The sequence below is a fragment of the Undibacterium sp. FW305-107 genome, from assembly GCF_058788535.1.
Genome location: NZ_JBYTAV010000007.1, coordinates 160,911 through 179,881, shown reverse-complemented (window position 1 = coordinate 179,881; position 18,971 = coordinate 160,911). Strand labels below are relative to the sequence as shown.

Sequence of the window (18,971 nt, the reverse complement as noted above, 5' to 3'; positions counted from 1 at the left end):
AAAATTATTTTTCCAGGCCAGCAGGTGGCCAGTTTTCCAGTTTCATGCCCAAAGACAAACCACGGGAAGCCAGAACTTCTTTGATTTCGTTCAAAGACTTGCGACCCAGATTTGGTGTCTTCAACAGTTCATTTTCGCTACGTTGGATCAGATCACCAATGTAGTAAATATTTTCTGCTTTCAGGCAGTTGGCTGAACGTACTGTCAGTTCCAGATCATCGACTGGACGCAACAGGACAGGATCAACTGCAGGTGCGCGGGATGGAGCTTCAGCAGCGGCTTCAGTACCTTCCAGTGCAGCGAAGACATTCAATTGATCAACCAGCACGCGGGCAGATTGACGAATTGCTTCTTCAGGAGAGATAACGCCATTGGTCTCAATATTGATAACCAGTTTATCCAGATCAGTACGTTGTTCAACGCGGGCAGATTCCACAGCGTAAGAAACACGGCGTACTGGAGAGAAAGACGCATCCAAGATCATACGACCGATGGTTTTGTTCGCATCTTCAGACAAGCGACGAACGTTACCTGGCACATAGCCACGGCCTTTTTCTACCTTGATCTGCATGTCCAGCTTACCGCCGGCTGTCAGATTGGCGATAACGTGATCTGGGTTAATCAGCTCTACGTCATGCGGCAGATCGATGTCGGAAGCCAATACTGCGCCTTCGCCATCTTTTTTCAATGTCAGCGTGACTTCATCACGGTTGTGCAACTTGAAGACTACGCCTTTCAAGTTCAACAGGATGTCAACGACGTCTTCTTGCACGCCATCGAGGGAAGAGTATTCATGAACTACACCAGCGATCACAACTTCAGTCGGTGCATAACCAACCATAGTGGACAACAGTACGCGACGCAATGCGTTGCCCAGTGTGTGGCCATAGCCACGTTCAAACGGTTCCATCACGACTTTAGCGTGACCGGCACCCAACATTTCCACATCGATAATACGTGGTTTTAACAGATTGTTTTGCATGAATGTCCTTTTCAATACCCTCGGTTCGTTACACCGATAAGGCTGACGGCATTAAAGAAAAAAGCCTGCCTGTAGTAAAACAGGCAGGCGGTGAAACTTGAATATTAACGAGAATACAATTCAACGATCAGGGATTCGTTGACATCGTGAGCGATATCGCTACGATCTGGCATGGACTTGAAAGTACCTTCCAGTTTTTTCGCATCAACAGCTACCCATGAAGGCATGCCGGATTGTTCTGCCAGGGACAGAGCTTCAGCGATACGAACTTGTTTCTTCGCTTTTTCACGAACAGCAACTACGTCACCAGCTTTAACCTGGTAAGAAGCGATGTTGACAACGATACCGTTGACTGTGAATGCTTTGTGGCTTACCAACTGACGTGCTTCAGCGCGTGTGGAGCCAAAGCCCATACGGTAAGCAACGTTGTCCAGACGGGATTCCAGCAATTTCAACAGTGTTTCGCCTGTGTTGCCTTTTTGACGGTCAGCTTCAGCGAAGTAGCGGCGGAACTGACGTTCCAAAACGCCGTACATACGTTTAACTTTTTGCTTTTCGCGCAATTGGTTACCGTAGTCAGAGGTACGAGCACCAGAAGTGCGACCATGTTGACCTGGTTTTGCGTCCAGTTTGCATTTAGAGTCCAGGGAGCGGCGTGCGCTCTTCAAGAACAGGTCCGTGCCTTCGCGACGGGAAAGTTTTGCTTTTGGTCCGATATAACGTGCCACGATGTTTTCCTTGTAAATGACGCAATGTTTTCTACACTACGCTAGTCTGATCTGCCTGCAACCAGACGGTGGTCTTAACAACAAAGGCTATGCCTTTGATTTATTTTTTTGTACTCTGAAATTTCCACAACACAAAACCCGCCAACGAAATGGCGGGTCTGCATTCTAACGGAGATTCCGCCAGAATGCCAGCAGAGAATGAATCTGCTTGTCTAAGGCGCTTAAATAATAAGCAGCCTAGAGTTCCAACTTAGATACGACGACGCTTTGGAGGGCGGCAGCCGTTATGTGGAACTGGAGTAACGTCTTGAATCAGGGAGATCTTGATACCCAGATTGTTCAAAGCGCGTACTGAAGATTCGCGACCTGGGCCTGGGCCTTTGATACGAACTTCCAGATTTTTGATACCGCATTCAACAGCCACTTTGCCTGCTGCTTCTGCTGCGACCTGCGCTGCAAATGGAGTAGACTTACGTGAGCCTTTAAAACCAGCACCACCGGCAGTTGCCCAAGACAACGCATTGCCTTGACGATCAGTGATCGTGATGATGGTGTTGTTGAAAGAAGCGTGAACGTGAGCAATACCTTCTGCAACGTTCTTTTTAACTTTCTTACGCGCACGTGCTGCTGCAGCGTTATTTTGAGCTTTTGCCATAATGTTTTCCTTGGATCCGGGCTAGCCTGGATTATTTCTTCAAAGATTGCGCTGCTTTACGTGGACCCTTACGAGTACGCGCATTTGTGCGTGTACGTTGGCCACGGCAAGGCAAGCCTTTACGATGACGGAGACCACGGTAGCAACCCAAGTCCATCAAGCGTTTGATGTTCATGGACAGTTCACGACGCAAGTCGCCTTCGACGATAAATTTACCGATTTCGTCGCGAAGCTTCTCGAGTTCGTTGTCATCCAGATCTTTAACCTTTTTATTGGTCAAAACACCTGTTGCGTCACAGATTTTCTGTGCGCGTGGACGGCCAATACCATAGATAGCTGTTAAGCCGATTACGGTATGCTGATGATTTGGGATATTAACCCCTGCGATACGTGCCATTCGTTATTCCTCGTTCAATAACGTTAAATTAACCTTGGCGCTGCTTATGGCGTGGTTCTGTGCATATAACACGAACAACACCCTTGCGCTTGATGATTTTGCAGTTGCGGCAGATCCGCTTAACTGATGCGAGAACTTTCATTTTTGCCCTCTTTCCTTCTAGTTCATTTTAAATTTACTTGGTACGGAACACTATTCGCGCCCGGCTCAAATCATAAGGCGTCAATTCCACTGTCACCTTATCACCTGGAAGAATACGAATATAGTTCATTCGCATCTTCCCTGAAATATGGCCAAGTACAACATGCCCGTTTTCCAACTTAACTCGAAATGTTGCATTCGGAAGATTCTCAAGAATCTCGCCCTGCATCTGTATAACGTCGTCTTTTGCCATTCGATCTGCTGTCCCCTGGGCGATTACCTCGAAGGAATCCCGCCCTTGAAATTTGCTTTACGAAGAAGCGATTCATATTGCTGGGACATAACATAGTTCTGTACCTGCGCCATAAAGTCCATGGTCACCACCACGATAATCAGCAGAGACGTTCCGCCGAAATAAAATGGTACTTTCCACTTCGCAATCAAAAATTCTGGCAACAGACAAACCAGCGTAATGTAAATCGCACCTGCTAGCGTCAAACGCATCAAAATCTTGTCGATATAGCGTGCGGTCTGGTCACCAGGACGTATCCCGGGAACAAAAGCACCACTTTTCTTCAAGTTGTCAGCGGTTTCTTTGCTGTTGAATACCAAAGCGGTATAGAAGAAGCAGAAGAAAATGATCGCTATTGCATACAACAAAGCGTGTATAGGTTCACCAGGCGCCATCGACGCTGCCAGATCCTTCAGGAAAGTGATAAAACCACTTGTTGAAGATTCTGCACCCTTGGTAAACCAGCTGGTAATCGTCGCTGGGAACAAGATAATGGAAGAAGCGAAAATAGGAGGAATTACACCAGCCATATTCAGCTTCAGTGGCAAATGACTGCTTTGACCACCATAAATCTTGTTACCAACCTGACGTTTTGCATAGTTCACCAGTATCTTGCGTTGACCACGCTCGACATACACTACCGCAAACGTTACTGCAGGTACAACAACACAGATAACCAGTGCAGCAAAGTTACTCATCTGACCGGTACGAACCAGTTCAAACAAATTACTCAGGCCACCAGGCAAACCTGCTGCGATACCGGCGAAAATGATGATCGAAATACCATTTCCCAGACCGCGTTCAGTGATTTGCTCACCTAACCACATCAGGAACATGGTGCCCGTCACCAGCGACAATACCGTCGTTAAACGAAATGCCATGCCAGGATCAAGTACCAGACCGGCCTGACCTTCCAGACCAAATGCGATAAAGTAACTTTCGATTAAGGCCAGAACCACAGTGCCATACCGTGTAAATTGCGTGATCTTTCTACGGCCGGATTCGCCCTCTTTTTTGAGAGCTTCCAACTGCGGAGAGACTATCGACATCAATTGCATGATGATAGACGCAGAGATATACGGCATGATACCCAGGGCGAATACAGTGAATCTTTGCATCGCACCACCGGAGAACATATTAAACATACCCAGCAAACCACCCTGGTTTTGTTTGAACATATCTTCCAGTACTTTGGCGTCTATACCCGGTACAGGAACATGTGCACCAATCCTGTAGACAACCAGTGCCGCCAGCAAGAACCAGAGTCGCCCCCAGGGAAACCCGCTTGCAGCACTTTTAGCTTGTTGTGGAGATGTTGCCAATTAATGCTCCGGTTGTCTGCTTTAATTAAGCGATTGTGCCACCAGCAGCTTCGATTGCAGCTTTAGCGCCTTTAGTGACGATCAAGCCGTTCAAAGAAACTTTCTTGGTGATAGCACCAGACAAGATCACACGGACTACACGTGCGAGCTCAGAAACTACGCCGGCTTGTTTCAAAGCCAAAACGTCGATCTCTGTCACTGGCAGGTTTTCCAGATCTGTCAGGCGAACTTCTGCTTTGTACGGTGTTGCCAGTGATTTAAAACCACGTTTTGGCAAACGACGTTGCAGAGGCATCTGACCGCCTTCAAAACCGACTTTATGAAAGCCGCCTGAACGGGATTTTTGGCCTTTATGACCGCGACCCGCTGTTTTACCTAAGCCTGAACCGATACCGCGACCAACACGACGTTTGTAGTGTTTTGCGCCATCAGCTGGCTGGATTGTATTCAATTCCATAATTTGCTCCGATCGCAAACCTGACGGCTTACGATACAACCTTCACAAGATACGAGACTTTATTGATCATGCCACGTACGGATGGCGTGTCTTCCAATTCGGAAACTGAATTAACACGACGCAGACCCAGGCCACGTACAGTTGCACGGTGATCCTGGCGTGTGCCGATCAAACCTTTAACCAATTGCACTTTTACTGTCTTAGACATGAGGTGCTCCTTAACCGAGAATTTCTTCAACAGTTTTGCCACGCTTTGCAGCGATTTCAGATGGAGTACTCATCTTGGCCAAACCATTCAAAGTTGCACGAACCATGTTGTATGGATTTGTGGAGCCGTTGGATTTCGCCACGACGTTTACAATACCCATTACTTCAAAAATCGCGCGCATTGGACCACCAGCGATAACGCCAGTACCTTCTTTTGCTGGAGAAATCATGACGGAAGACGCGCCGTGCTTGCCAGTAACGGTGTGTTGCAGAGTACCGTTCTTCAAAGTCACTTTGATCATCTTACGACGTGCTTCTTCCATCGCTTTTTGTACAGCAACTGGAACTTCTTTCGATTTCCCTTTGCCCATACCGATACGGCCATCGCCGTCACCAACGACTGTCAGCGCCGCGAAACCCATGATACGACCACCCTTGACCACTTTGGTCACGCGGTTGATCGCGATCATTTTTTCGCGCATGCCATCATCCGGCTTGTCGGCTGCTGTTTTTGCTTGCATTTTTGCCATGACAAATTTTCCTTAGAACTTCAAGCCAGCTTCACGGGCTGCTTCTGCAAGCGCCTTGACGCGACCGTGGTAACGGAAACCGGAGCGGTCAAACGCAACTTCGGTAACCCCTGCTTTGATTGCCTTCTCTGCAACACGTTTGCCGATCAAGCTTGCTGCAGCAGCGTTGCCGCCTGCACCAGACTTGCCAGCCAACTCTGCACGTACTTCTGCTTCTACTGTAGAGGCAGATGCCAACACTTTGGCGTCTGGGCCAATGATGTTTGCATAGATGTGCAGGTTTGTGCGATGCACGGCCAGGCGGTTCACTTTGAGTTCTGCGATCTTGGCACGGGTTTGACGTGCGCGGCGCAGACGTGATTGTTTCTTGTCCATCGTCAACCCCTATTACTTCTTCTTGGTTTCTTTAATCACAACCACTTCGTCCGCATAGCGAACGCCTTTGCCTTTATAAGGCTCTGGACTGCGGTATGCACGAACTTCAGCGGCAACCTGACCAACTTTTTGCTTATCAATCCCTTTGATCAGGATTTCAGTTGGAGTTGGTGTTGCACATGTAACGCCAGCTGGCATTGCGTGAACAACCGGGTGCGAGAAACCAAGAGACAAATTCAATTTGTCGCCTTGAGCTTGCGCTTTGTAACCAACACCGACCAGATTCAGTTTCTTTTCGAAACCTTTAGTGACGCCGTTAACCATGTTGTTGACCAGGGCACGCAGGGTACCGCTCATCGCATTGGCTTCACGACCATCATTTGCTGGGGAAAAACTCAAAGTGCCATTGTCGTTCGCAACTGTCACAAGGCCGTTCAAGGCTTGAGACAACACGCCCTGTGGGCCTTTAATTGTAATCTGCTCTGTCGAAATGGTGACTTCAGCACCTGCCGGCAAAGCGATTGGCATCTTACCTACTCGAGACATCTTTCACTCCTTAGGCGACGTAGCAAATCACTTCGCCACCGACACCGGTTGCGCGCGCTTTGCGGTCAGTCATGACGCCTTGTGGTGTGGAAACGATCGCCACTCCCAAACCGTTCATGACACTTGGGATCTCGTCTTTACCTTTGTAAATACGGAGACCTGGACGTGATACACGTTCCAAGCGTTCAATCACAGGACGTCCTGCGTAATATTTCAAGCCGATTTTTAATTCGGACTTACCTGCAGTTTCAGAAACTGCGAAATCTTCAATGTAACCTTCGTCTTTAAGTACGTTCGCAATTGCGATCTTTACTTTGGAGGACGGCATCGCGACGACAGTCTTTTGAACAACTTGTGCGTTACGGATGCGGGTCAGCATATCGGCGATAGGATCGCTCATACTCATTGCTTATTCTCCTATTACCAGCTGGCTTTAGTCATACCCGGGATTTCACCACGCATGGCGACTTCACGGAGTTTAATACGGCCCAAACCGAATTTACGGAATGTGCCACGTGGGCGACCTGTCAATGCGCAGCGGTTACGCTGACGGGTCGGATTGGAGTTACGTGGCAAGGCCTGCAACTTCAGACGGGCAGCGTACTGCTCTTCTTCAGTCTTTGATTGGTCATCAATGATGGCCTTCAATTCGGCACGCTTACCAGCGAATTTCTTCACCAGGTCTGCACGCTTTTGCTCACGATTAATCAGTGCCAGTTTTGCCATGGCGACCTCAGTTTCTGAACGGAAATTTAAATGCGGCGAGGAGCGCTTTCGCTTCTTCGTCGGTCTTTGCTGATGTCGTGATACTGATATTCATACCACGCAACGCGTCGATCTTGTCGTATTCGATTTCAGGGAAAATGATCTGTTCCTTGACACCGATATTGTAGTTACCACGACCATCAAACGCACGACCAGAAACACCACGGAAGTCACGTACACGTGGCAGAGCCACAGTGATGAAACGGTCCAGGAATTCATACATCTGAGCGCCACGCAAAGTTACCATACAACCAATTGGATAACCTTCACGGATTTTAAAACCAGCGATCGCTTTGCGAGCTTTGGTAACTACTGGTTTTTGACCAGCAATCTTGGTGAGGTCACCAACTGCATGCTCAATAATCTTTTTGTCTGCAATTGCTTCAGACAAACCCATGTTCAGGGTGATTTTCAAGATACGTGGAACTTCCATGACTGATTTGTACGCATACTTTTCAGTCAGTTCACCAACGATTTTATCTTTATATATTGCTTGTAGACGGGCCATGATGTTATGCCTTCACAACTTCGCCAGTCGACTTATAGATACGGACTTTCTTGCCATCCACTACCTTGAAGCCTACACGGTCTGCTTTGCCAGACGCTGCATTAAACAATGCAACATTCGACACATGAATCGGCATCACTTTATCCACGATGCCACCTACTGCGCCAGTCATTGGGTTAGGCTTAACAGCTTTTTTAGCGACGTTAATACCTGCAACAACAACGTAATCGCTATCGATGCAAACTTGCACCTGACCGCGCTTACCTTTGTCTTTACCCGTCAAGACGATGACTTCGTCGTTTTTACGAATTTTGTTCATCACGACCCCTTACAGCACTTCTGGAGCCAAAGACACGATTTTCATAAAGCGCTCAGTACGCAGTTCGCGTGTTACTGGGCCGAAAATACGAGTACCGATAGGCTCAAGTTTTGCATTCAACAATACTGCAGCATTGCCATCAAATTTGACCAACGAGCCATCTTGACGACGAACACCCTTAGCTGTCCTCACGACAACGGCGTTGTAAATTTCACCTTTTTTTACACGACCGCGCGGAGCAGCAGACTTAACAGTGACTTTAATTACGTCACCAATACCCGCATAACGACGCTTGGAACCGCCCAACACTTTAATGCACAAAACTTCGCGCGCACCAGTATTGTCAGCCACTTCCAGCCGGCTTTCTGTTTGAATCATAATGTTCTCTTTCCCAACTTAATCCACACAACTTGCACAATGCAAATTTGTAGTCAGTCTTGGTCCCGCCAGCTAACCCCTACATAACCTACAATGCACGAGCCAACTGATTAGGTGGACGATTTTTTAACCACTTTCACAACAAGAGGGCGTTATGAAAGACATTTAGGCTGTCACTCGCATACCTTGCAAATGACAGCCCATCATTATTACACCAAAAAACTATTTGTGCAATAAATTTATACTACTTGTGCGACTTGAACCACACGTGTCACTGTCCAAGCTTTAGTCTTGGAGATAGGACGACCTTCTTGAATTTCAACGGTGTCGCCGGCCTTTGCCTGGTTCGCTTCATCGTGTGCGTGGTACTTTGCACTACGGACGATGATCTTGCCATACAAAGGATGCTTGACGTGACGTTCAACAACCACTGTTACGGTTTTGTCCATCTTGTCGGAGACAACCTTGCCAATCAATGTGCGCTTCAGTGCGACTTTAACTTGATCGTTCATTATTTGGCATCCTTCTGGTTCATGACGGTTTTCACACGTGCGATGTCACGACGAACTTTCTTCAATTGAGAAGTATTAGTCAGCTGTTGCGTAGCGATTTGCATACGCAGGCTGAATTGTGCCTTCAACAATTCATTCAGTTCTTTGGTCAAAGCCGCCTGATCCTTACCTTGGAGTTCAGATACTTTCATTTACAACTCCTATTATTGGCCGACTTGACGGACGACGAACGTTGTCAACAGCGGCAATTTAGCTGCAGCCAAGCGGAACGCTTCGCGTGCCAGCGTCTCATCGACACCATCCATTTCGTACAGCATTTTGCCTGGTTGAATCTCGGCAACGTAGTACTCAGGATTACCTTTACCATTACCCATACGGACTTCCGCTGGTTTCTGGGAAATTGGCTTGTCCGGGAAAATGCGGATCCAGATACGGCCACCGCGTTTAATGTGACGAGTCATTGCACGACGCGCTGCTTCAATCTGACGCGCTGTGATACGACCACGACCAACTGCCTTCAAGCCAAACTCACCGAAGGAAACTGCTGTACCACGAGTATGCGAGATACCCTTGTTACGGCCTTTCTGTTCCTTGCGATATTTTCTGCGTGCTGGTTGCAGCATGATTATTCTCCTGCTTTCTCAGCCGGTGCTGCAGCGTCAGCTTTTGCGCGTACGCGCTTGGCTGCCGGGGCTGCTGCGCCGGTCGTCGGTGTTTGTCCTTCTGGACGCTTGGCGCGTGGACGGCTATTTGGCTTGCCATCATCACGACGTGGACCGCGACGTTTTTTGTCGTCTTCCGGTGTCGATTCGATAACAGGCGCATCGCCATTTGCCAAACGATCGCCTTTGTAGACCCATACTTTTACGCCAATAATGCCGTAAGTTGTGGATGCTTCGCCAAAGCCGTAGTCGATGTCAGCACGCAGAGTATGCAGAGGCACACGGCCTTCGCGATACCATTCTTTACGTGCGATCTCGATACCGTTCAAACGACCACCAGACATGATCTTGATACCTTGAGCGCCCAAACGCATTGCATTTTGCATCGCACGTTTCATGGCGCGGCGGAACATGATGCGCTTTTCCAGTTGCTGAGCGATAGAATCAGCGATCAGTTGAGCATCGATTTCTGGCTTGCGAATTTCTTCGATGTTGACGTGCACTGGCACGCCCATCAATTTCGACAAGTCGGCTTTCAATACTTCAATGTCTTCGCCTTTTTTACCGATCACAACGCCTGGACGGGAGCTGTATATCGTGATGCGTGCGTTTTTAGCAGGACGCTCAATAACGATGCGGCCTACAGACGCGTTTTTCAGTTTCTTCTTCAGGTATTCACGTACCTTCAGATCTTCGATGAGCATAGTGGCAAAGTTACCATTGCCAGCATACCAGCGAGAAGACCAGTTACGTGTTACTGCCAAACGAAAACCGGTTGGATGTATCTTCTGTCCCATCGTGACTCCTTAGTTACCAACGGTCACATAAATGTGACAGGATTGTTTAGAGATACGATCACCACGACCCTTAGCGCGTGCTGTGAAGCGCTTCAGAATCGCACCTTTTTCGACATAGATAGTCTTTACTTTCAGCTCGTCGATATCCGCGCCATCATTGTGCTCGGCGTTTGCAATTGCAGACTCCAACACTTTCTTGATGATCGCAGCACCTTTTTTAGGGCTGAATGCCAGGATATTCAATGCCTGATCTACTTTTTTACCGCGAATCAGGTCAGCCACCAGGCGACCTTTTTGCTCAGACAGACGCACACCGCGCAAATTTGCTTTAGTTTCCATCATCGGTCCTTATCTCTTAGCCTTTTTATCGGCAGCGTGACCCTTGAACGTACGGGTCAGCGCGAATTCGCCGAGCTTGTGACCAACCATGTTTTCGGAAACATAAACTGGTACGTGTTGCTTACCGTTATGAACCGCAATGGTCAAACCGATGAAGTCCGGCATAATTGTCGAACGACGGGACCAAGTCTTGATTGGCTTTTTGTCTTTAGTCGCTTGCGCGGTTTCGACTTTCTTCACCAGGTGGGCGTCGCAAAACGGCCCTTTTTTCAATGAACGTGTCATGTTTTATCCCTTATTTCTTGCCACGGCGTGAGACGATCATCGAAGTAGTGCGCTTGTTGCGACGAGTCTTCTTACCCTTGGTTTGCTGACCCCATGGTGATACTGGGTGACGGCCGGCTGCAGTTTTACCTTCACCACCACCGTGCGGGTGATCGACCGGGTTCATGACCACACCGCGAACGGTAGGACGAACACCGCGCCAACGCATTGCACCAGCTTTACCGATTTTGCGCAGGTTATGCTCACCGTTGCCTACTTCACCGATAGTCGCGCGGCATTCGATATGAATACGACGAACTTCACCGGAGCGCAGACGAACCTGAGCGTAAGTACCTTCGCGTGCCATCAGGACAACGCCAGCACCAGCTGTACGTGCAATCTGAGCACCTTTACCTGGCAGCATTTCTACGCAATGCATAGTTGTACCGACCGGGATATTACGGATAGGCAAGCAGTTACCAGATTTGATCGGCGCTTGAGAACCGTTCATGACCTGATCACCAGCAGCCATACCTTTAGGGGCAATGATGTATGCACGTTCACCATCCGCGTAGCACAACAAAGCAATGTGCGCTGTACGGTTAGGATCGTATTCAATACGTTCTACTTTTGCAGGGATACCATCTTTGTTGCGCTTGAAGTCAACCAGACGATAATGCTGCTTGTGACCACCACCGATATGACGGGTAGTGATGTGACCGTTGTTATTACGGCCAGCAGTTTTTGATTTCTTTTCCAACAAAGCAGCGAAAGGACGACCTTTGTACAGGCCTTCTGTCACTACCTTCACCATACCACGACGACCTGGTGAGGTTGGCTTCATCTTAACGAGTGCCATGCTTATGCCCCCTCAGTGAAGTTAATTTCCTGACCTGGCTTCAAGCATACAAAAGCGCGTCTTGTATGATTGCGGCGGCCATTAAATTTACCGGTACGTTTTTGTTTACCTTGGCGATTTGCTACTTGTACGGATTCAACTTGTACTTTGAACAGCAATTCGACGGCAGCTTTGATTTCTGGCTTGGTTGCATCTGGCATAACCAGGAAAACCACTTGCTCATTCTTTTCAGCAACCATAGTTGCTTTTTCAGAAATAACAGGAGCCAGCAACACCTTCATCAGGCGTTCTTCGCTAATTTTGACTTGTGCGCTCATGCCAGCATCTCCTCAATCTTTGCCAGTGCTGGCTTGGTGATCAACACTTTCTTGTAGAACACCAAAGAAACTGGATCAGCATAACGCGGCTCAACAACCAATACGTTTGCCAGGTTACGCGCTGCCAACATCAGGTTTTCATTGAATTCGTCAGTGATGATCAGGACGGAATCCAGGCAACCCATTGCCTTCAGTTTTTCGGACAACAGTTTTGTCTTAGGTGCGTCAACAGTAACATCGTCAACCACATTCAAACGACCTTCACGAGCCAACTGAGACAGGATCGAGCAGATACCTGCGCGATACATCTTTTTGTTAACTTTGTGAGAGAAATTCTCATCAGGTGTGTTCGGGAATATACGACCACCGCCACGCCACAATGGAGAAGAAGACATACCAGCACGCGCACGACCAGTACCTTTTTGACGCCAAGGCTTCTTGGTTGTGTGATGGACTTCTTCACGATCTTTTTGTTTGCGATTACCGCTACGAGCATTGGCTTGGAATGCAACGACGACTTGATGGATCAAGGCTTCATTGTAGTCACGACCAAAGATAGTATCAGGAGCGGCTACATTCGACGCTGCTTGACCTTGTTCGTTTAGGAGCTTCAGTTCCATGGATTAGGCTCCCTTCTTGGCTTTAACTTTAACAGCAGGAGATACAATCACCTGACCATTTTTTGCACCCGGCACGGCACCCTTCACCAGCAACAACTGACGCTCTGCATCTACGCGAGCGATTTCCAGATTTTGCACAGTGCGAGTTGCATCACCCAGATGACCAGTCATGCGCTTACCAGGGAATACACGACCTGGATCCTGCGCCATACCGATAGAACCAGGTACATTATGCGAACGGGAGTTACCGTGAGTTGCACGACCAGAAGAGAAATGGTGACGTTTGATAGTACCGGCATAGCCTTTACCAATCGTTACGCCTTGCACGTCTACTTTTTGACCAGCTTCGAACATACCAACAGGCACAACATCGCCTGCTTTCAATTCAGCAGCTTTAGCAGCATCAATACGGAATTCTTTTAATACAGTACCAGCTTCAACACCTGCTTTTGCGAGGTGACCGGCAGCCGCTTTTGTTACGCGGGATGCACGGCGCTGACCGAAAGTTACCTGAACAGCGGAGTAACCGTCTGTTTCAGGAGTTTTGACTTGCGTCACGCGGTTGTTGGATACGTCCAGAACAGTAACAGGAATCGAATCCCCATCATCTGTAAAGATGCGCATCATACCAACCTTGCGACCAACTAGGCCCAAGCTCATTGTTTTCTCCATTCTCACCTACGATTGGGTGAGGCTGATGTTTAAAAAACTTAAACGAATAGGCCAGCCGAAGCTGACCTACATCTAAGCCTTCGATTATAGCCCGCAAATTTTTTATTTACAAGACTAATTTATTTGAATTTTCGAAAAATTGTGGTATGTCGAATTTTCAGTATTTTTCTGAAAATACTAATTTGCATCAGTATTTTCAAATCAATAAGAATTATTGCAGTTTGATTTCTACGTCAACGCCAGCTGGCAGATCGAGCTTCATCAACGCGTCAACTGTTTTGTCAGTTGGGTCAACGATGTCCATCAAACGCTGGTGAGTACGGATTTCAAATTGATCACGGGAAGTTTTGTTCACGTGTGGGGAACGCAGTACGTCGAAACGCTGGATACGTGTAGGCAAAGGAACCGGGCCTTTAACAACAGCGCCAGTGCGCTTGGCTGTTTCTACGATTTCCAGAGCGGACTGATCGATCAGTTTGTAATCGAAAGCCTTCAGACGGATACGGATTTTTTGATTTTGTGTGGACATGTTCATTCCTATAAAGAGCGAGCCAGGTACGGCAGAGCCGCCGGCATATTTAATAAAGAGCGAAAACTAAATTGGCTGCCGCATTAAATTCAATACGACAGCCAACTAGTATACTACAAATTACGGCAGATATTACTCGATGATTTTAGCAACAACGCCAGCACCGACTGTACGACCACCTTCACGGATAGCGAAGCGCAAGCCTTCTTCCATCGCGATCGGGTTGATCAGTTTTACAGTGATAGAAACGTTATCACCTGGCATGACCATTTCTTTGTCTTTCGGCAACTCGATCGAACCAGTTACGTCCGTTGTACGGAAGTAGAACTGTGGACGGTAGTTGTTGAAGAATGGTGTATGACGGCCACCTTCATCTTTGGACAGAACATAGATCTCGCCTGTGAAGTGGGCGTGAGGCTTGATTGAGCCTGGTTTTGCCAACACTTGACCACGTTGGATATCTTCACGTTTTGTACCACGCAGCAATACGCCGACGTTGTCACCTGCTTGACCCTGGTCGAGCAGTTTGCGGAACATTTCAACACCAGTACATGTTGTTTTGACTGTGTCTTTGATACCGACGATTTCGATCTCTTCGCCAACTTTGACGATACCGCGTTCGATACGGCCAGTAACAACTGTACCGCGACCGGAGATGGAGAATACGTCTTCTACTGGCAACAGGAAAGCGCCGTCAACAGCACGTTCTGGTGTTGGGATGTAGGAATCCAGAGCATCAGCCAGTTTCATGATGGCTTCTTCGCCCAGAGGACCTTTGTCGCCTTCGAGGGCCAGTTTGGCGGAACCTTGAATGATCGGCAGGTCGTCGCCCGGGAATTCGTATTTGGAGAGCAATTCACGCACTTCCATTTCAACCAGTTCCAGCAACTCAGCGTCATCCACCATGTCGCATTTGTTCAGGAATACGATGATGTATGGAACGCCAACCTGGCGGGCCAACAGGATGTGTTCGCGAGTTTGTGGCATTGGGCCGTCTGCTGCGGAGCAAACCAGGATGGCGCCGTCCATTTGTGCCGCGCCAGTGATCATGTTTTTAACATAGTCAGCATGGCCTGGGCAGTCAACGTGGGCATAGTGACGACCGGCTGTTTCGTACTCAACGTGGGCTGTATTGATTGTAATACCGCGCGCTTTTTCTTCTGGTGCTGCGTCGATCTGGTCGTATGCTTTAGCTTCGCCGCCGAATTTTTTCGACAGAACTGTTGCAATCGCTGCTGTCAGTGTGGTTTTACCGTGATCAACGTGGCCAATTGTACCGACGTTGACGTGCGGCTTGGTGCGCTCGAACTTACCTTTTGCCATTTTATTCTTCCTTCAAAAAGAACGATTTATCAACAATAGAAAACCTACCCCGGCATGGGGCAGGCCTTTGATTCTTTATTACTTAGCTTTGGATGTGACGATAGCGTCAATCACGTTCTTAGGCGCTTCAGAGTAGTGCTTGAATTCCATGGAATACGTTGCACGACCTTGTGTAGCAGAACGCAGGGATGTGGAATAACCAAACATCTCAGACAAAGGCACTTCAGCTTTGATGATCTTGCCACCGCCGCCAGCGATTTCGTCCATACCTTGAACCATACCACGACGTGAAGACAGATCACCCATGACTGTACCAGCGTAGTCTTCAGGTGTTTCTACTTCAACAGCCATCATTGGTTCCAGGATAACTGGGCTTGCTTTACGGCAGCCATCTTTGAACGCCATCGAACCCGCCATACGGAAGGCGTTTTCGTTGGAGTCAACGTCATGGTAGGAACCGAAGAACAATGTAACTTTAACGTCAACCACTGGGTAGCCAGCCAATACACCGGAAGTCAGTGTTTCGCGAACACCTTTTTCAACTGCAGGGATGTATTCGCGTGGAACGGTACCGCCTTTGATCGCGTCAACGAATTCAAAGCCTTTACCTGGTTCTTGCGGTTCGATCTTCAGAACAACGTGACCGTACTGACCACGACCACCAGATTGCTTAACGAATTTACCTTCGATTTCTTCGCAAGTTTTGCGGATAGTTTCGCGGTAAGCAACTTGTGGTTTACCTACTGTCGCTTCAACGTTGAATTCACGCTTCATACGGTCAACGATAATATCCAGATGCAACTCGCCCATACCGGCGATAATTGTTTGACCAGATTCTTCGTCAGTACGTACGCGGAAAGATGGATCTTCAGCGGCCAGACGGTTCAATGCCAGACCCATTTTTTCCTGGTCAGCTTTGGTTTTTGGTTCAACAGCCTGAGAAATAACTGGCTCTGGGAATATCATGCGTTCCAGAACAACGATTGCTTTTTCGTCACACAGCGTATCACCAGTCGTTGTGTCTTTCAGACCAACCACGGCAGCGATATCACCCGCCATCATTTCTTTGATTTCTTCACGTTGGTTCGCGTGCATTTGAACCAGACGGCCGATACGTTCTTTTTTCTCTTTAACAGAGTTGTAAACGCTGTCACCAGAATTCAAAGTACCGGAGTAGCAACGGATAAAGCACAATTGACCAACGAATGGATCAGTTGCGATTTTGAATGCCAGAGCAGAGAATTTCTCTGTATCTTCCGCTTTACGGACAACTGGTTCGTCATCTTCATTCACACCAGGAACTGGTGGGATGTCCAGTGGGGATGGCAGGTATTCAACAACCGCATCCAGCATCGCCTGTACGCCCTTGTTCTTAAATGCAGTACCGCACATCATAGGAACGATTTCGGAAGCGATAGTACGTTGACGCAAAGCAGATTTGATTTCGGCTTCAGTTAAATCACCTTCTTCAAGGTATTTGTTCATCAGCTCTTCACTGGCTTCAGCAGCTGCTTCAACCATGTTTTCACGCCACTTTTGTGCGTCAGCCAACAGGTTTTCAGGGATTTCGCGGTATTCAAATTTCATACCTTGAGATGCTGCATCCCAAATGATTGCTTTCATCTTGACCAGATCGATAACGCCTTCGAACAGGTCTTCAGCACCGATAGGTACTTGCAGAGGAACTGGGTTGGCTTTCAAACGTGCACGCATTTGATCGTACACTTTGAAGAAGTTCGCGCCAGTACGGTCCATCTTGTTGACGAATGCCAAACGTGGGACTTTGTACTTGTTAGCCTGACGCCATACGGTTTCAGACTGAGGCTGAACGCCACCTACTGCACAGTAAACCATGCAAGCGCCATCCAGAACACGCATGGAACGCTCAACTTCAATAGTGAAGTCAACGTGGCCTGGTGTATCAATGATGTTGATGTGATGCTCAGGGAAGTTGTTCGCCATGCCCTTCCAGAAGCATGTGGTCGCTGCAGAAGTAATGGTGATACCACGTTCCTGCTCTTGCTCCATCCAGTCCATGGTAGCCGCGCCATCATGCACTTCACCAATTTTGTGGTTTACACCTGTGTAAAACAGTACGCGTTCTGTCGTTGTTGTTTTACCGGCATCAATGTGAGCGGAAATACCGATATTGCGGTAGCGCTCAATGGGGGTCTTACGGGCCATAGCTAATCCTAAATCTTTTAATGGACAAAACCGAGCGCATTTTTTTACAAAAATCGCGCCCGGCCTGATTCAAAATACTTGCCAGAGCCGTTGCACTAAAGACATACAACAGCTCCTTACTCTTACTCTTAGAAGCGGAAGTGAGAGAAGGCCTTGTTGGCTTCAGCCATACGATGGACTTCATCACGTTTCTTCATTGCGCCGCCGCGGCCTTCTGCGGCTTCCAGCAATTCACCACCCAAACGTTGTGGCATGGATTTTTCGCTACGCTTGTTAGCGGCTTCACGCAACCAACGCATAGACAAAGCCAGACGACGAACTGGACGCACTTCTACAGGCACCTGGTAGTTCGCGCCACCAACACGGCGGGATTTAACCTCAACCAGTGGCTTGGCGTTGCTGATTGCAAGCGCAAACACTTCCAAAGGATCTTTACCAGATTTTTGTTGGATGTGGTCGAATGCGCCGTAGATGATGCCTTCAGCAACAGACTTCTTGCCGGACAACATCAAAACGTTTACAAATTTTGCTACTTCTACATTACCGAATTTTGGATCCGGCAGTACGTCCCGTTTCGGGACCTCACGACGACGTGGCATTTCAATTCCTTTCAATCTTCAGTTGAGCACAAAGCAACATTTTGCTTTACGCTCGCGACAGGCCATCATAACCGGTCACTTACTCGGCTTATTTCCAAACCGACACTGATCCGTAATAGATTACGGAGATTAAATTACGAGATAATTACTTCTTAACTGCCTTAGCACGCTTAGCACCATATTTGGAGCGAGCTTGCTTACGGTCTTTAACGCCTTGAGTATCCAAAGCACCGCGAACCATATGGTAACGAACACCTGGCAAATCCTTTACACGACCACCGCGCAGCAAAACTACGCTATGTTCTTGCAAGTTATGGCCTTCACCGCCAATGTACGAAATAACTTCGAAACCATTAGTCAGGCGAACTTTGGCAACTTTACGCAAAGCCGAGTTAGGCTTTTTTGGAGTTGTCGTATAAACGCGGGTGCAAACGCCACGTTTTTGCGGGCTGTTTTCCAGCGCCGGCGATTTGCTTTTCACACGTGCAGAAACACGTGGTTGGCGAATCAGTTGATTGATGGTTGGCATCGTTTTTAATCCAACAAAATACAACGTTAAACACAAACCCGGAAACGGTTGCCCGGGAACTTAAAATCATTTTTCGGCCTGAATCTTCAGACCAACCCGACTTAGCCACCTGCTTTTGCCTGCTTTTTAAGCATTGCCTGCCTGATAAAACCAGGCAAAACAA

32 protein-coding genes are annotated in these 18,971 nt (G+C 48.0%); all 32 read right to left on the bottom strand.

Annotated features, from left to right (window positions below; all coding sequences use genetic code 11):
* Positions 1-4: 4 nt before the first annotated feature.
* A complete protein-coding gene (locus AC3WQT_RS16885) occupies positions 5-982 on the bottom strand; it encodes a DNA-directed RNA polymerase subunit alpha (protein WP_110255934.1) in 978 nt (325 codons plus the stop codon).
* A 104-nt stretch (positions 983-1,086) separates the two neighbouring features.
* Positions 1,087-1,710, bottom strand: a complete 624-nt coding sequence (gene rpsD, locus AC3WQT_RS16880) for a 30S ribosomal protein S4 (protein WP_110255933.1) — start codon at positions 1,708-1,710, stop codon at positions 1,087-1,089.
* A 250-nt stretch (positions 1,711-1,960) separates the two neighbouring features.
* Entirely contained in the window at positions 1,961-2,365 is a 405-nt protein-coding gene (rpsK, locus tag AC3WQT_RS16875; RefSeq protein WP_110255932.1) for a 30S ribosomal protein S11, read from the bottom strand.
* A gap of 31 nt (positions 2,366-2,396) precedes the next feature.
* Positions 2,397-2,762 (bottom strand): 30S ribosomal protein S13, encoded by a 366-nt coding sequence (gene rpsM, locus AC3WQT_RS16870; RefSeq protein ID WP_186950499.1) that lies wholly within the window; start codon positions 2,760-2,762, stop codon positions 2,397-2,399.
* A gap of 28 nt (positions 2,763-2,790) precedes the next feature.
* Positions 2,791-2,904, bottom strand: coding sequence for a 50S ribosomal protein L36 (rpmJ, locus tag AC3WQT_RS16865; protein ID WP_014004415.1), 114 nt, complete (start codon positions 2,902-2,904; stop codon positions 2,791-2,793).
* Positions 2,905-2,937: 33 nt separating this feature from the next.
* On the bottom strand, positions 2,938-3,156 hold the full coding sequence (gene infA, locus AC3WQT_RS16860) for a translation initiation factor IF-1 (RefSeq protein WP_005663428.1): 219 nt from the start codon (positions 3,154-3,156) through the stop codon (positions 2,938-2,940).
* A gap of 23 nt (positions 3,157-3,179) precedes the next feature.
* On the bottom strand, positions 3,180-4,517 hold the full coding sequence (secY, locus tag AC3WQT_RS16855; protein WP_110255930.1) for a preprotein translocase subunit SecY: 1,338 nt from the start codon (positions 4,515-4,517) through the stop codon (positions 3,180-3,182).
* A 25-nt stretch (positions 4,518-4,542) separates the two neighbouring features.
* A complete protein-coding gene (gene rplO, locus AC3WQT_RS16850; RefSeq protein ID WP_110255929.1) occupies positions 4,543-4,974 on the bottom strand; it encodes a 50S ribosomal protein L15 in 432 nt (143 codons plus the stop codon).
* Between the two features lie 28 nt (positions 4,975-5,002).
* The gene (rpmD, locus tag AC3WQT_RS16845) at positions 5,003-5,182 is read right to left on the bottom strand and encodes a 50S ribosomal protein L30 (RefSeq protein WP_110255928.1); all 180 of its coding nucleotides are present in this window, start codon (positions 5,180-5,182) and stop codon (positions 5,003-5,005) included.
* A gap of 10 nt (positions 5,183-5,192) precedes the next feature.
* Positions 5,193-5,711: a 30S ribosomal protein S5 gene (gene rpsE, locus AC3WQT_RS16840; RefSeq protein ID WP_110255927.1), complete on the bottom strand. Its 519-nt coding sequence runs from the start codon at positions 5,709-5,711 to the stop codon at positions 5,193-5,195.
* A gap of 12 nt (positions 5,712-5,723) precedes the next feature.
* Positions 5,724-6,086 (bottom strand): 50S ribosomal protein L18, encoded by a 363-nt coding sequence (gene rplR / locus AC3WQT_RS16835; protein WP_110255926.1) that lies wholly within the window; start codon positions 6,084-6,086, stop codon positions 5,724-5,726.
* A 12-nt stretch (positions 6,087-6,098) separates the two neighbouring features.
* Positions 6,099-6,632 (bottom strand): 50S ribosomal protein L6, encoded by a 534-nt coding sequence (rplF, locus tag AC3WQT_RS16830; protein ID WP_110255925.1) that lies wholly within the window; start codon positions 6,630-6,632, stop codon positions 6,099-6,101.
* Between the two features lie 10 nt (positions 6,633-6,642).
* The gene (gene rpsH, locus AC3WQT_RS16825) at positions 6,643-7,038 is read right to left on the bottom strand and encodes a 30S ribosomal protein S8 (protein WP_110255924.1); all 396 of its coding nucleotides are present in this window, start codon (positions 7,036-7,038) and stop codon (positions 6,643-6,645) included.
* A 14-nt stretch (positions 7,039-7,052) separates the two neighbouring features.
* A complete protein-coding gene (gene rpsN / locus AC3WQT_RS16820) occupies positions 7,053-7,358 on the bottom strand; it encodes a 30S ribosomal protein S14 (protein WP_110255923.1) in 306 nt (101 codons plus the stop codon).
* Between the two features lie 7 nt (positions 7,359-7,365).
* Entirely contained in the window at positions 7,366-7,905 is a 540-nt protein-coding gene (rplE, locus tag AC3WQT_RS16815; protein WP_492705329.1) for a 50S ribosomal protein L5, read from the bottom strand.
* Positions 7,906-7,909: 4 nt separating this feature from the next.
* Complete coding sequence (rplX, locus tag AC3WQT_RS16810; RefSeq protein WP_110255921.1) at positions 7,910-8,224, bottom strand: 50S ribosomal protein L24; 315 nt, start codon at positions 8,222-8,224, stop codon at positions 7,910-7,912.
* A gap of 9 nt (positions 8,225-8,233) precedes the next feature.
* A complete protein-coding gene (gene rplN, locus AC3WQT_RS16805; RefSeq protein WP_006464924.1) occupies positions 8,234-8,602 on the bottom strand; it encodes a 50S ribosomal protein L14 in 369 nt (122 codons plus the stop codon).
* Between the two features lie 239 nt (positions 8,603-8,841).
* The gene (gene rpsQ, locus AC3WQT_RS16800; protein ID WP_110255920.1) at positions 8,842-9,114 is read right to left on the bottom strand and encodes a 30S ribosomal protein S17; all 273 of its coding nucleotides are present in this window, start codon (positions 9,112-9,114) and stop codon (positions 8,842-8,844) included.
* Positions 9,114-9,305 carry a 50S ribosomal protein L29 gene (gene rpmC, locus AC3WQT_RS16795; protein ID WP_110255919.1) on the bottom strand — a complete coding sequence of 64 codons (192 nt, stop codon included), beginning with the start codon at positions 9,303-9,305 and terminating at the stop codon, positions 9,114-9,116. The genes rpsQ and rpmC overlap by 1 nt, the downstream gene beginning before the upstream one ends.
* Positions 9,306-9,317: 12 nt before the next feature.
* A complete protein-coding gene (rplP, locus tag AC3WQT_RS16790; protein ID WP_110255918.1) occupies positions 9,318-9,737 on the bottom strand; it encodes a 50S ribosomal protein L16 in 420 nt (139 codons plus the stop codon).
* Between the two features lie 2 nt (positions 9,738-9,739).
* Positions 9,740-10,573 (bottom strand): 30S ribosomal protein S3, encoded by an 834-nt coding sequence (gene rpsC, locus AC3WQT_RS16785; RefSeq protein WP_110255917.1) that lies wholly within the window; start codon positions 10,571-10,573, stop codon positions 9,740-9,742.
* A 9-nt stretch (positions 10,574-10,582) separates the two neighbouring features.
* Positions 10,583-10,915 carry a 50S ribosomal protein L22 gene (rplV, locus tag AC3WQT_RS16780; protein ID WP_174244915.1) on the bottom strand — a complete coding sequence of 111 codons (333 nt, stop codon included), beginning with the start codon at positions 10,913-10,915 and terminating at the stop codon, positions 10,583-10,585.
* A gap of 6 nt (positions 10,916-10,921) precedes the next feature.
* Positions 10,922-11,197, bottom strand: coding sequence for a 30S ribosomal protein S19 (gene rpsS, locus AC3WQT_RS16775; protein ID WP_110255916.1), 276 nt, complete (start codon positions 11,195-11,197; stop codon positions 10,922-10,924).
* Between the two features lie 10 nt (positions 11,198-11,207).
* A complete protein-coding gene (gene rplB / locus AC3WQT_RS16770) occupies positions 11,208-12,035 on the bottom strand; it encodes a 50S ribosomal protein L2 (RefSeq protein ID WP_186950513.1) in 828 nt (275 codons plus the stop codon).
* A gap of 2 nt (positions 12,036-12,037) precedes the next feature.
* Positions 12,038-12,352, bottom strand: a complete 315-nt coding sequence (rplW, locus tag AC3WQT_RS16765; protein ID WP_110255914.1) for a 50S ribosomal protein L23 — start codon at positions 12,350-12,352, stop codon at positions 12,038-12,040.
* Complete coding sequence (rplD, locus tag AC3WQT_RS16760; RefSeq protein ID WP_422976189.1) at positions 12,349-12,972, bottom strand: 50S ribosomal protein L4; 624 nt, start codon at positions 12,970-12,972, stop codon at positions 12,349-12,351. Before rplD ends, rplW begins: the two co-directional genes overlap by 4 nt.
* Before the next feature lie 3 nt (positions 12,973-12,975).
* Positions 12,976-13,632, bottom strand: a complete 657-nt coding sequence (gene rplC, locus AC3WQT_RS16755) for a 50S ribosomal protein L3 (protein WP_110255912.1) — start codon at positions 13,630-13,632, stop codon at positions 12,976-12,978.
* 223 nt (positions 13,633-13,855) lie between these two features.
* Entirely contained in the window at positions 13,856-14,173 is a 318-nt protein-coding gene (gene rpsJ, locus AC3WQT_RS16750) for a 30S ribosomal protein S10 (RefSeq protein ID WP_110255911.1), read from the bottom strand.
* A gap of 132 nt (positions 14,174-14,305) precedes the next feature.
* Positions 14,306-15,496 (bottom strand): elongation factor Tu, encoded by a 1,191-nt coding sequence (tuf, locus tag AC3WQT_RS16745; RefSeq protein ID WP_423018072.1) that lies wholly within the window; start codon positions 15,494-15,496, stop codon positions 14,306-14,308.
* A 78-nt stretch (positions 15,497-15,574) separates the two neighbouring features.
* Complete coding sequence (gene fusA, locus AC3WQT_RS16740; protein WP_492705322.1) at positions 15,575-17,680, bottom strand: elongation factor G; 2,106 nt, start codon at positions 17,678-17,680, stop codon at positions 15,575-15,577.
* A gap of 128 nt (positions 17,681-17,808) precedes the next feature.
* The gene (gene rpsG, locus AC3WQT_RS16735; protein ID WP_186957171.1) at positions 17,809-18,279 is read right to left on the bottom strand and encodes a 30S ribosomal protein S7; all 471 of its coding nucleotides are present in this window, start codon (positions 18,277-18,279) and stop codon (positions 17,809-17,811) included.
* 145 nt (positions 18,280-18,424) lie between these two features.
* Positions 18,425-18,808, bottom strand: coding sequence for a 30S ribosomal protein S12 (gene rpsL / locus AC3WQT_RS16730; RefSeq protein WP_110258019.1), 384 nt, complete (start codon positions 18,806-18,808; stop codon positions 18,425-18,427).
* Positions 18,809-18,971 lie beyond the last annotated feature (163 nt).

What these genes read in the sequence shown, in the direction of transcription:
- rpmJ (WP_014004415.1), bottom strand. Translation starts at nt 2,904, where the DNA reads ATGAAAGTTCTCGCATCAGTTAAGCGGATCTGCCGCAACTGCAAAATC.
- rpsQ (WP_110255920.1), bottom strand. Translation starts at nt 9,114, where the DNA reads ATGAACGATCAAGTTAAAGTCGCACTGAAGCGCACATTGATTGGCAAG.
- rplP (WP_110255918.1), bottom strand. Translation starts at nt 9,737, where the DNA reads ATGCTGCAACCAGCACGCAGAAAATATCGCAAGGAACAGAAAGGCCGT.
- rpsK (WP_110255932.1), bottom strand. Translation starts at nt 2,365, where the DNA reads ATGGCAAAAGCTCAAAATAACGCTGCAGCAGCACGTGCGCGTAAGAAA.
- rpsC (WP_110255917.1), bottom strand. Translation starts at nt 10,573, where the DNA reads ATGGGACAGAAGATACATCCAACCGGTTTTCGTTTGGCAGTAACACGT.
- rplB (WP_186950513.1), bottom strand. Translation starts at nt 12,035, where the DNA reads ATGGCACTCGTTAAGATGAAGCCAACCTCACCAGGTCGTCGTGGTATG.
- rplW (WP_110255914.1), bottom strand. Translation starts at nt 12,352, where the DNA reads ATGAGCGCACAAGTCAAAATTAGCGAAGAACGCCTGATGAAGGTGTTG.
- rpmC (WP_110255919.1), bottom strand. Translation starts at nt 9,305, where the DNA reads ATGAAAGTATCTGAACTCCAAGGTAAGGATCAGGCGGCTTTGACCAAA.
- infA (WP_005663428.1), bottom strand. Translation starts at nt 3,156, where the DNA reads ATGGCAAAAGACGACGTTATACAGATGCAGGGCGAGATTCTTGAGAAT.
- rpsE (WP_110255927.1), bottom strand. Translation starts at nt 5,711, where the DNA reads ATGGCAAAAATGCAAGCAAAAACAGCAGCCGACAAGCCGGATGATGGC.
- rpsN (WP_110255923.1), bottom strand. Translation starts at nt 7,358, where the DNA reads ATGGCAAAACTGGCACTGATTAATCGTGAGCAAAAGCGTGCAGACCTG.
- rpsM (WP_186950499.1), bottom strand. Translation starts at nt 2,762, where the DNA reads ATGGCACGTATCGCAGGGGTTAATATCCCAAATCATCAGCATACCGTA.
- rplE (WP_492705329.1), bottom strand. Translation starts at nt 7,905, where the DNA reads ATGGCCCGTCTACAAGCAATATATAAAGATAAAATCGTTGGTGAACTG.
- rplO (WP_110255929.1), bottom strand. Translation starts at nt 4,974, where the DNA reads ATGGAATTGAATACAATCCAGCCAGCTGATGGCGCAAAACACTACAAA.
- rplF (WP_110255925.1), bottom strand. Translation starts at nt 6,632, where the DNA reads ATGTCTCGAGTAGGTAAGATGCCAATCGCTTTGCCGGCAGGTGCTGAA.
- rplX (WP_110255921.1), bottom strand. Translation starts at nt 8,224, where the DNA reads ATGAACAAAATTCGTAAAAACGACGAAGTCATCGTCTTGACGGGTAAA.
- rpsJ (WP_110255911.1), bottom strand. Translation starts at nt 14,173, where the DNA reads ATGTCCACACAAAATCAAAAAATCCGTATCCGTCTGAAGGCTTTCGAT.
- rplD (WP_422976189.1), bottom strand. Translation starts at nt 12,972, where the DNA reads ATGGAACTGAAGCTCCTAAACGAACAAGGTCAAGCAGCGTCGAATGTA.
- rplR (WP_110255926.1), bottom strand. Translation starts at nt 6,086, where the DNA reads ATGGACAAGAAACAATCACGTCTGCGCCGCGCACGTCAAACCCGTGCC.
- rpsG (WP_186957171.1), bottom strand. Translation starts at nt 18,279, where the DNA reads ATGCCACGTCGTCGTGAGGTCCCGAAACGGGACGTACTGCCGGATCCA.
- rpmD (WP_110255928.1), bottom strand. Translation starts at nt 5,182, where the DNA reads ATGTCTAAGACAGTAAAAGTGCAATTGGTTAAAGGTTTGATCGGCACA.
- AC3WQT_RS16885 (WP_110255934.1), bottom strand. Translation starts at nt 982, where the DNA reads ATGCAAAACAATCTGTTAAAACCACGTATTATCGATGTGGAAATGTTG.
- rplC (WP_110255912.1), bottom strand. Translation starts at nt 13,632, where the DNA reads ATGAGCTTGGGCCTAGTTGGTCGCAAGGTTGGTATGATGCGCATCTTT.
- tuf (WP_423018072.1), bottom strand. Translation starts at nt 15,496, where the DNA reads ATGGCAAAAGGTAAGTTCGAGCGCACCAAGCCGCACGTCAACGTCGGT.
- rpsH (WP_110255924.1), bottom strand. Translation starts at nt 7,038, where the DNA reads ATGAGTATGAGCGATCCTATCGCCGATATGCTGACCCGCATCCGTAAC.
- rplN (WP_006464924.1), bottom strand. Translation starts at nt 8,602, where the DNA reads ATGATTCAAACAGAAAGCCGGCTGGAAGTGGCTGACAATACTGGTGCG.
- rpsL (WP_110258019.1), bottom strand. Translation starts at nt 18,808, where the DNA reads ATGCCAACCATCAATCAACTGATTCGCCAACCACGTGTTTCTGCACGT.
- rpsS (WP_110255916.1), bottom strand. Translation starts at nt 11,197, where the DNA reads ATGACACGTTCATTGAAAAAAGGGCCGTTTTGCGACGCCCACCTGGTG.
- rplV (WP_174244915.1), bottom strand. Translation starts at nt 10,915, where the DNA reads ATGATGGAAACTAAAGCAAATTTGCGCGGTGTGCGTCTGTCTGAGCAA.
- fusA (WP_492705322.1), bottom strand. Translation starts at nt 17,680, where the DNA reads ATGGCCCGTAAGACCCCCATTGAGCGCTACCGCAATATCGGTATTTCC.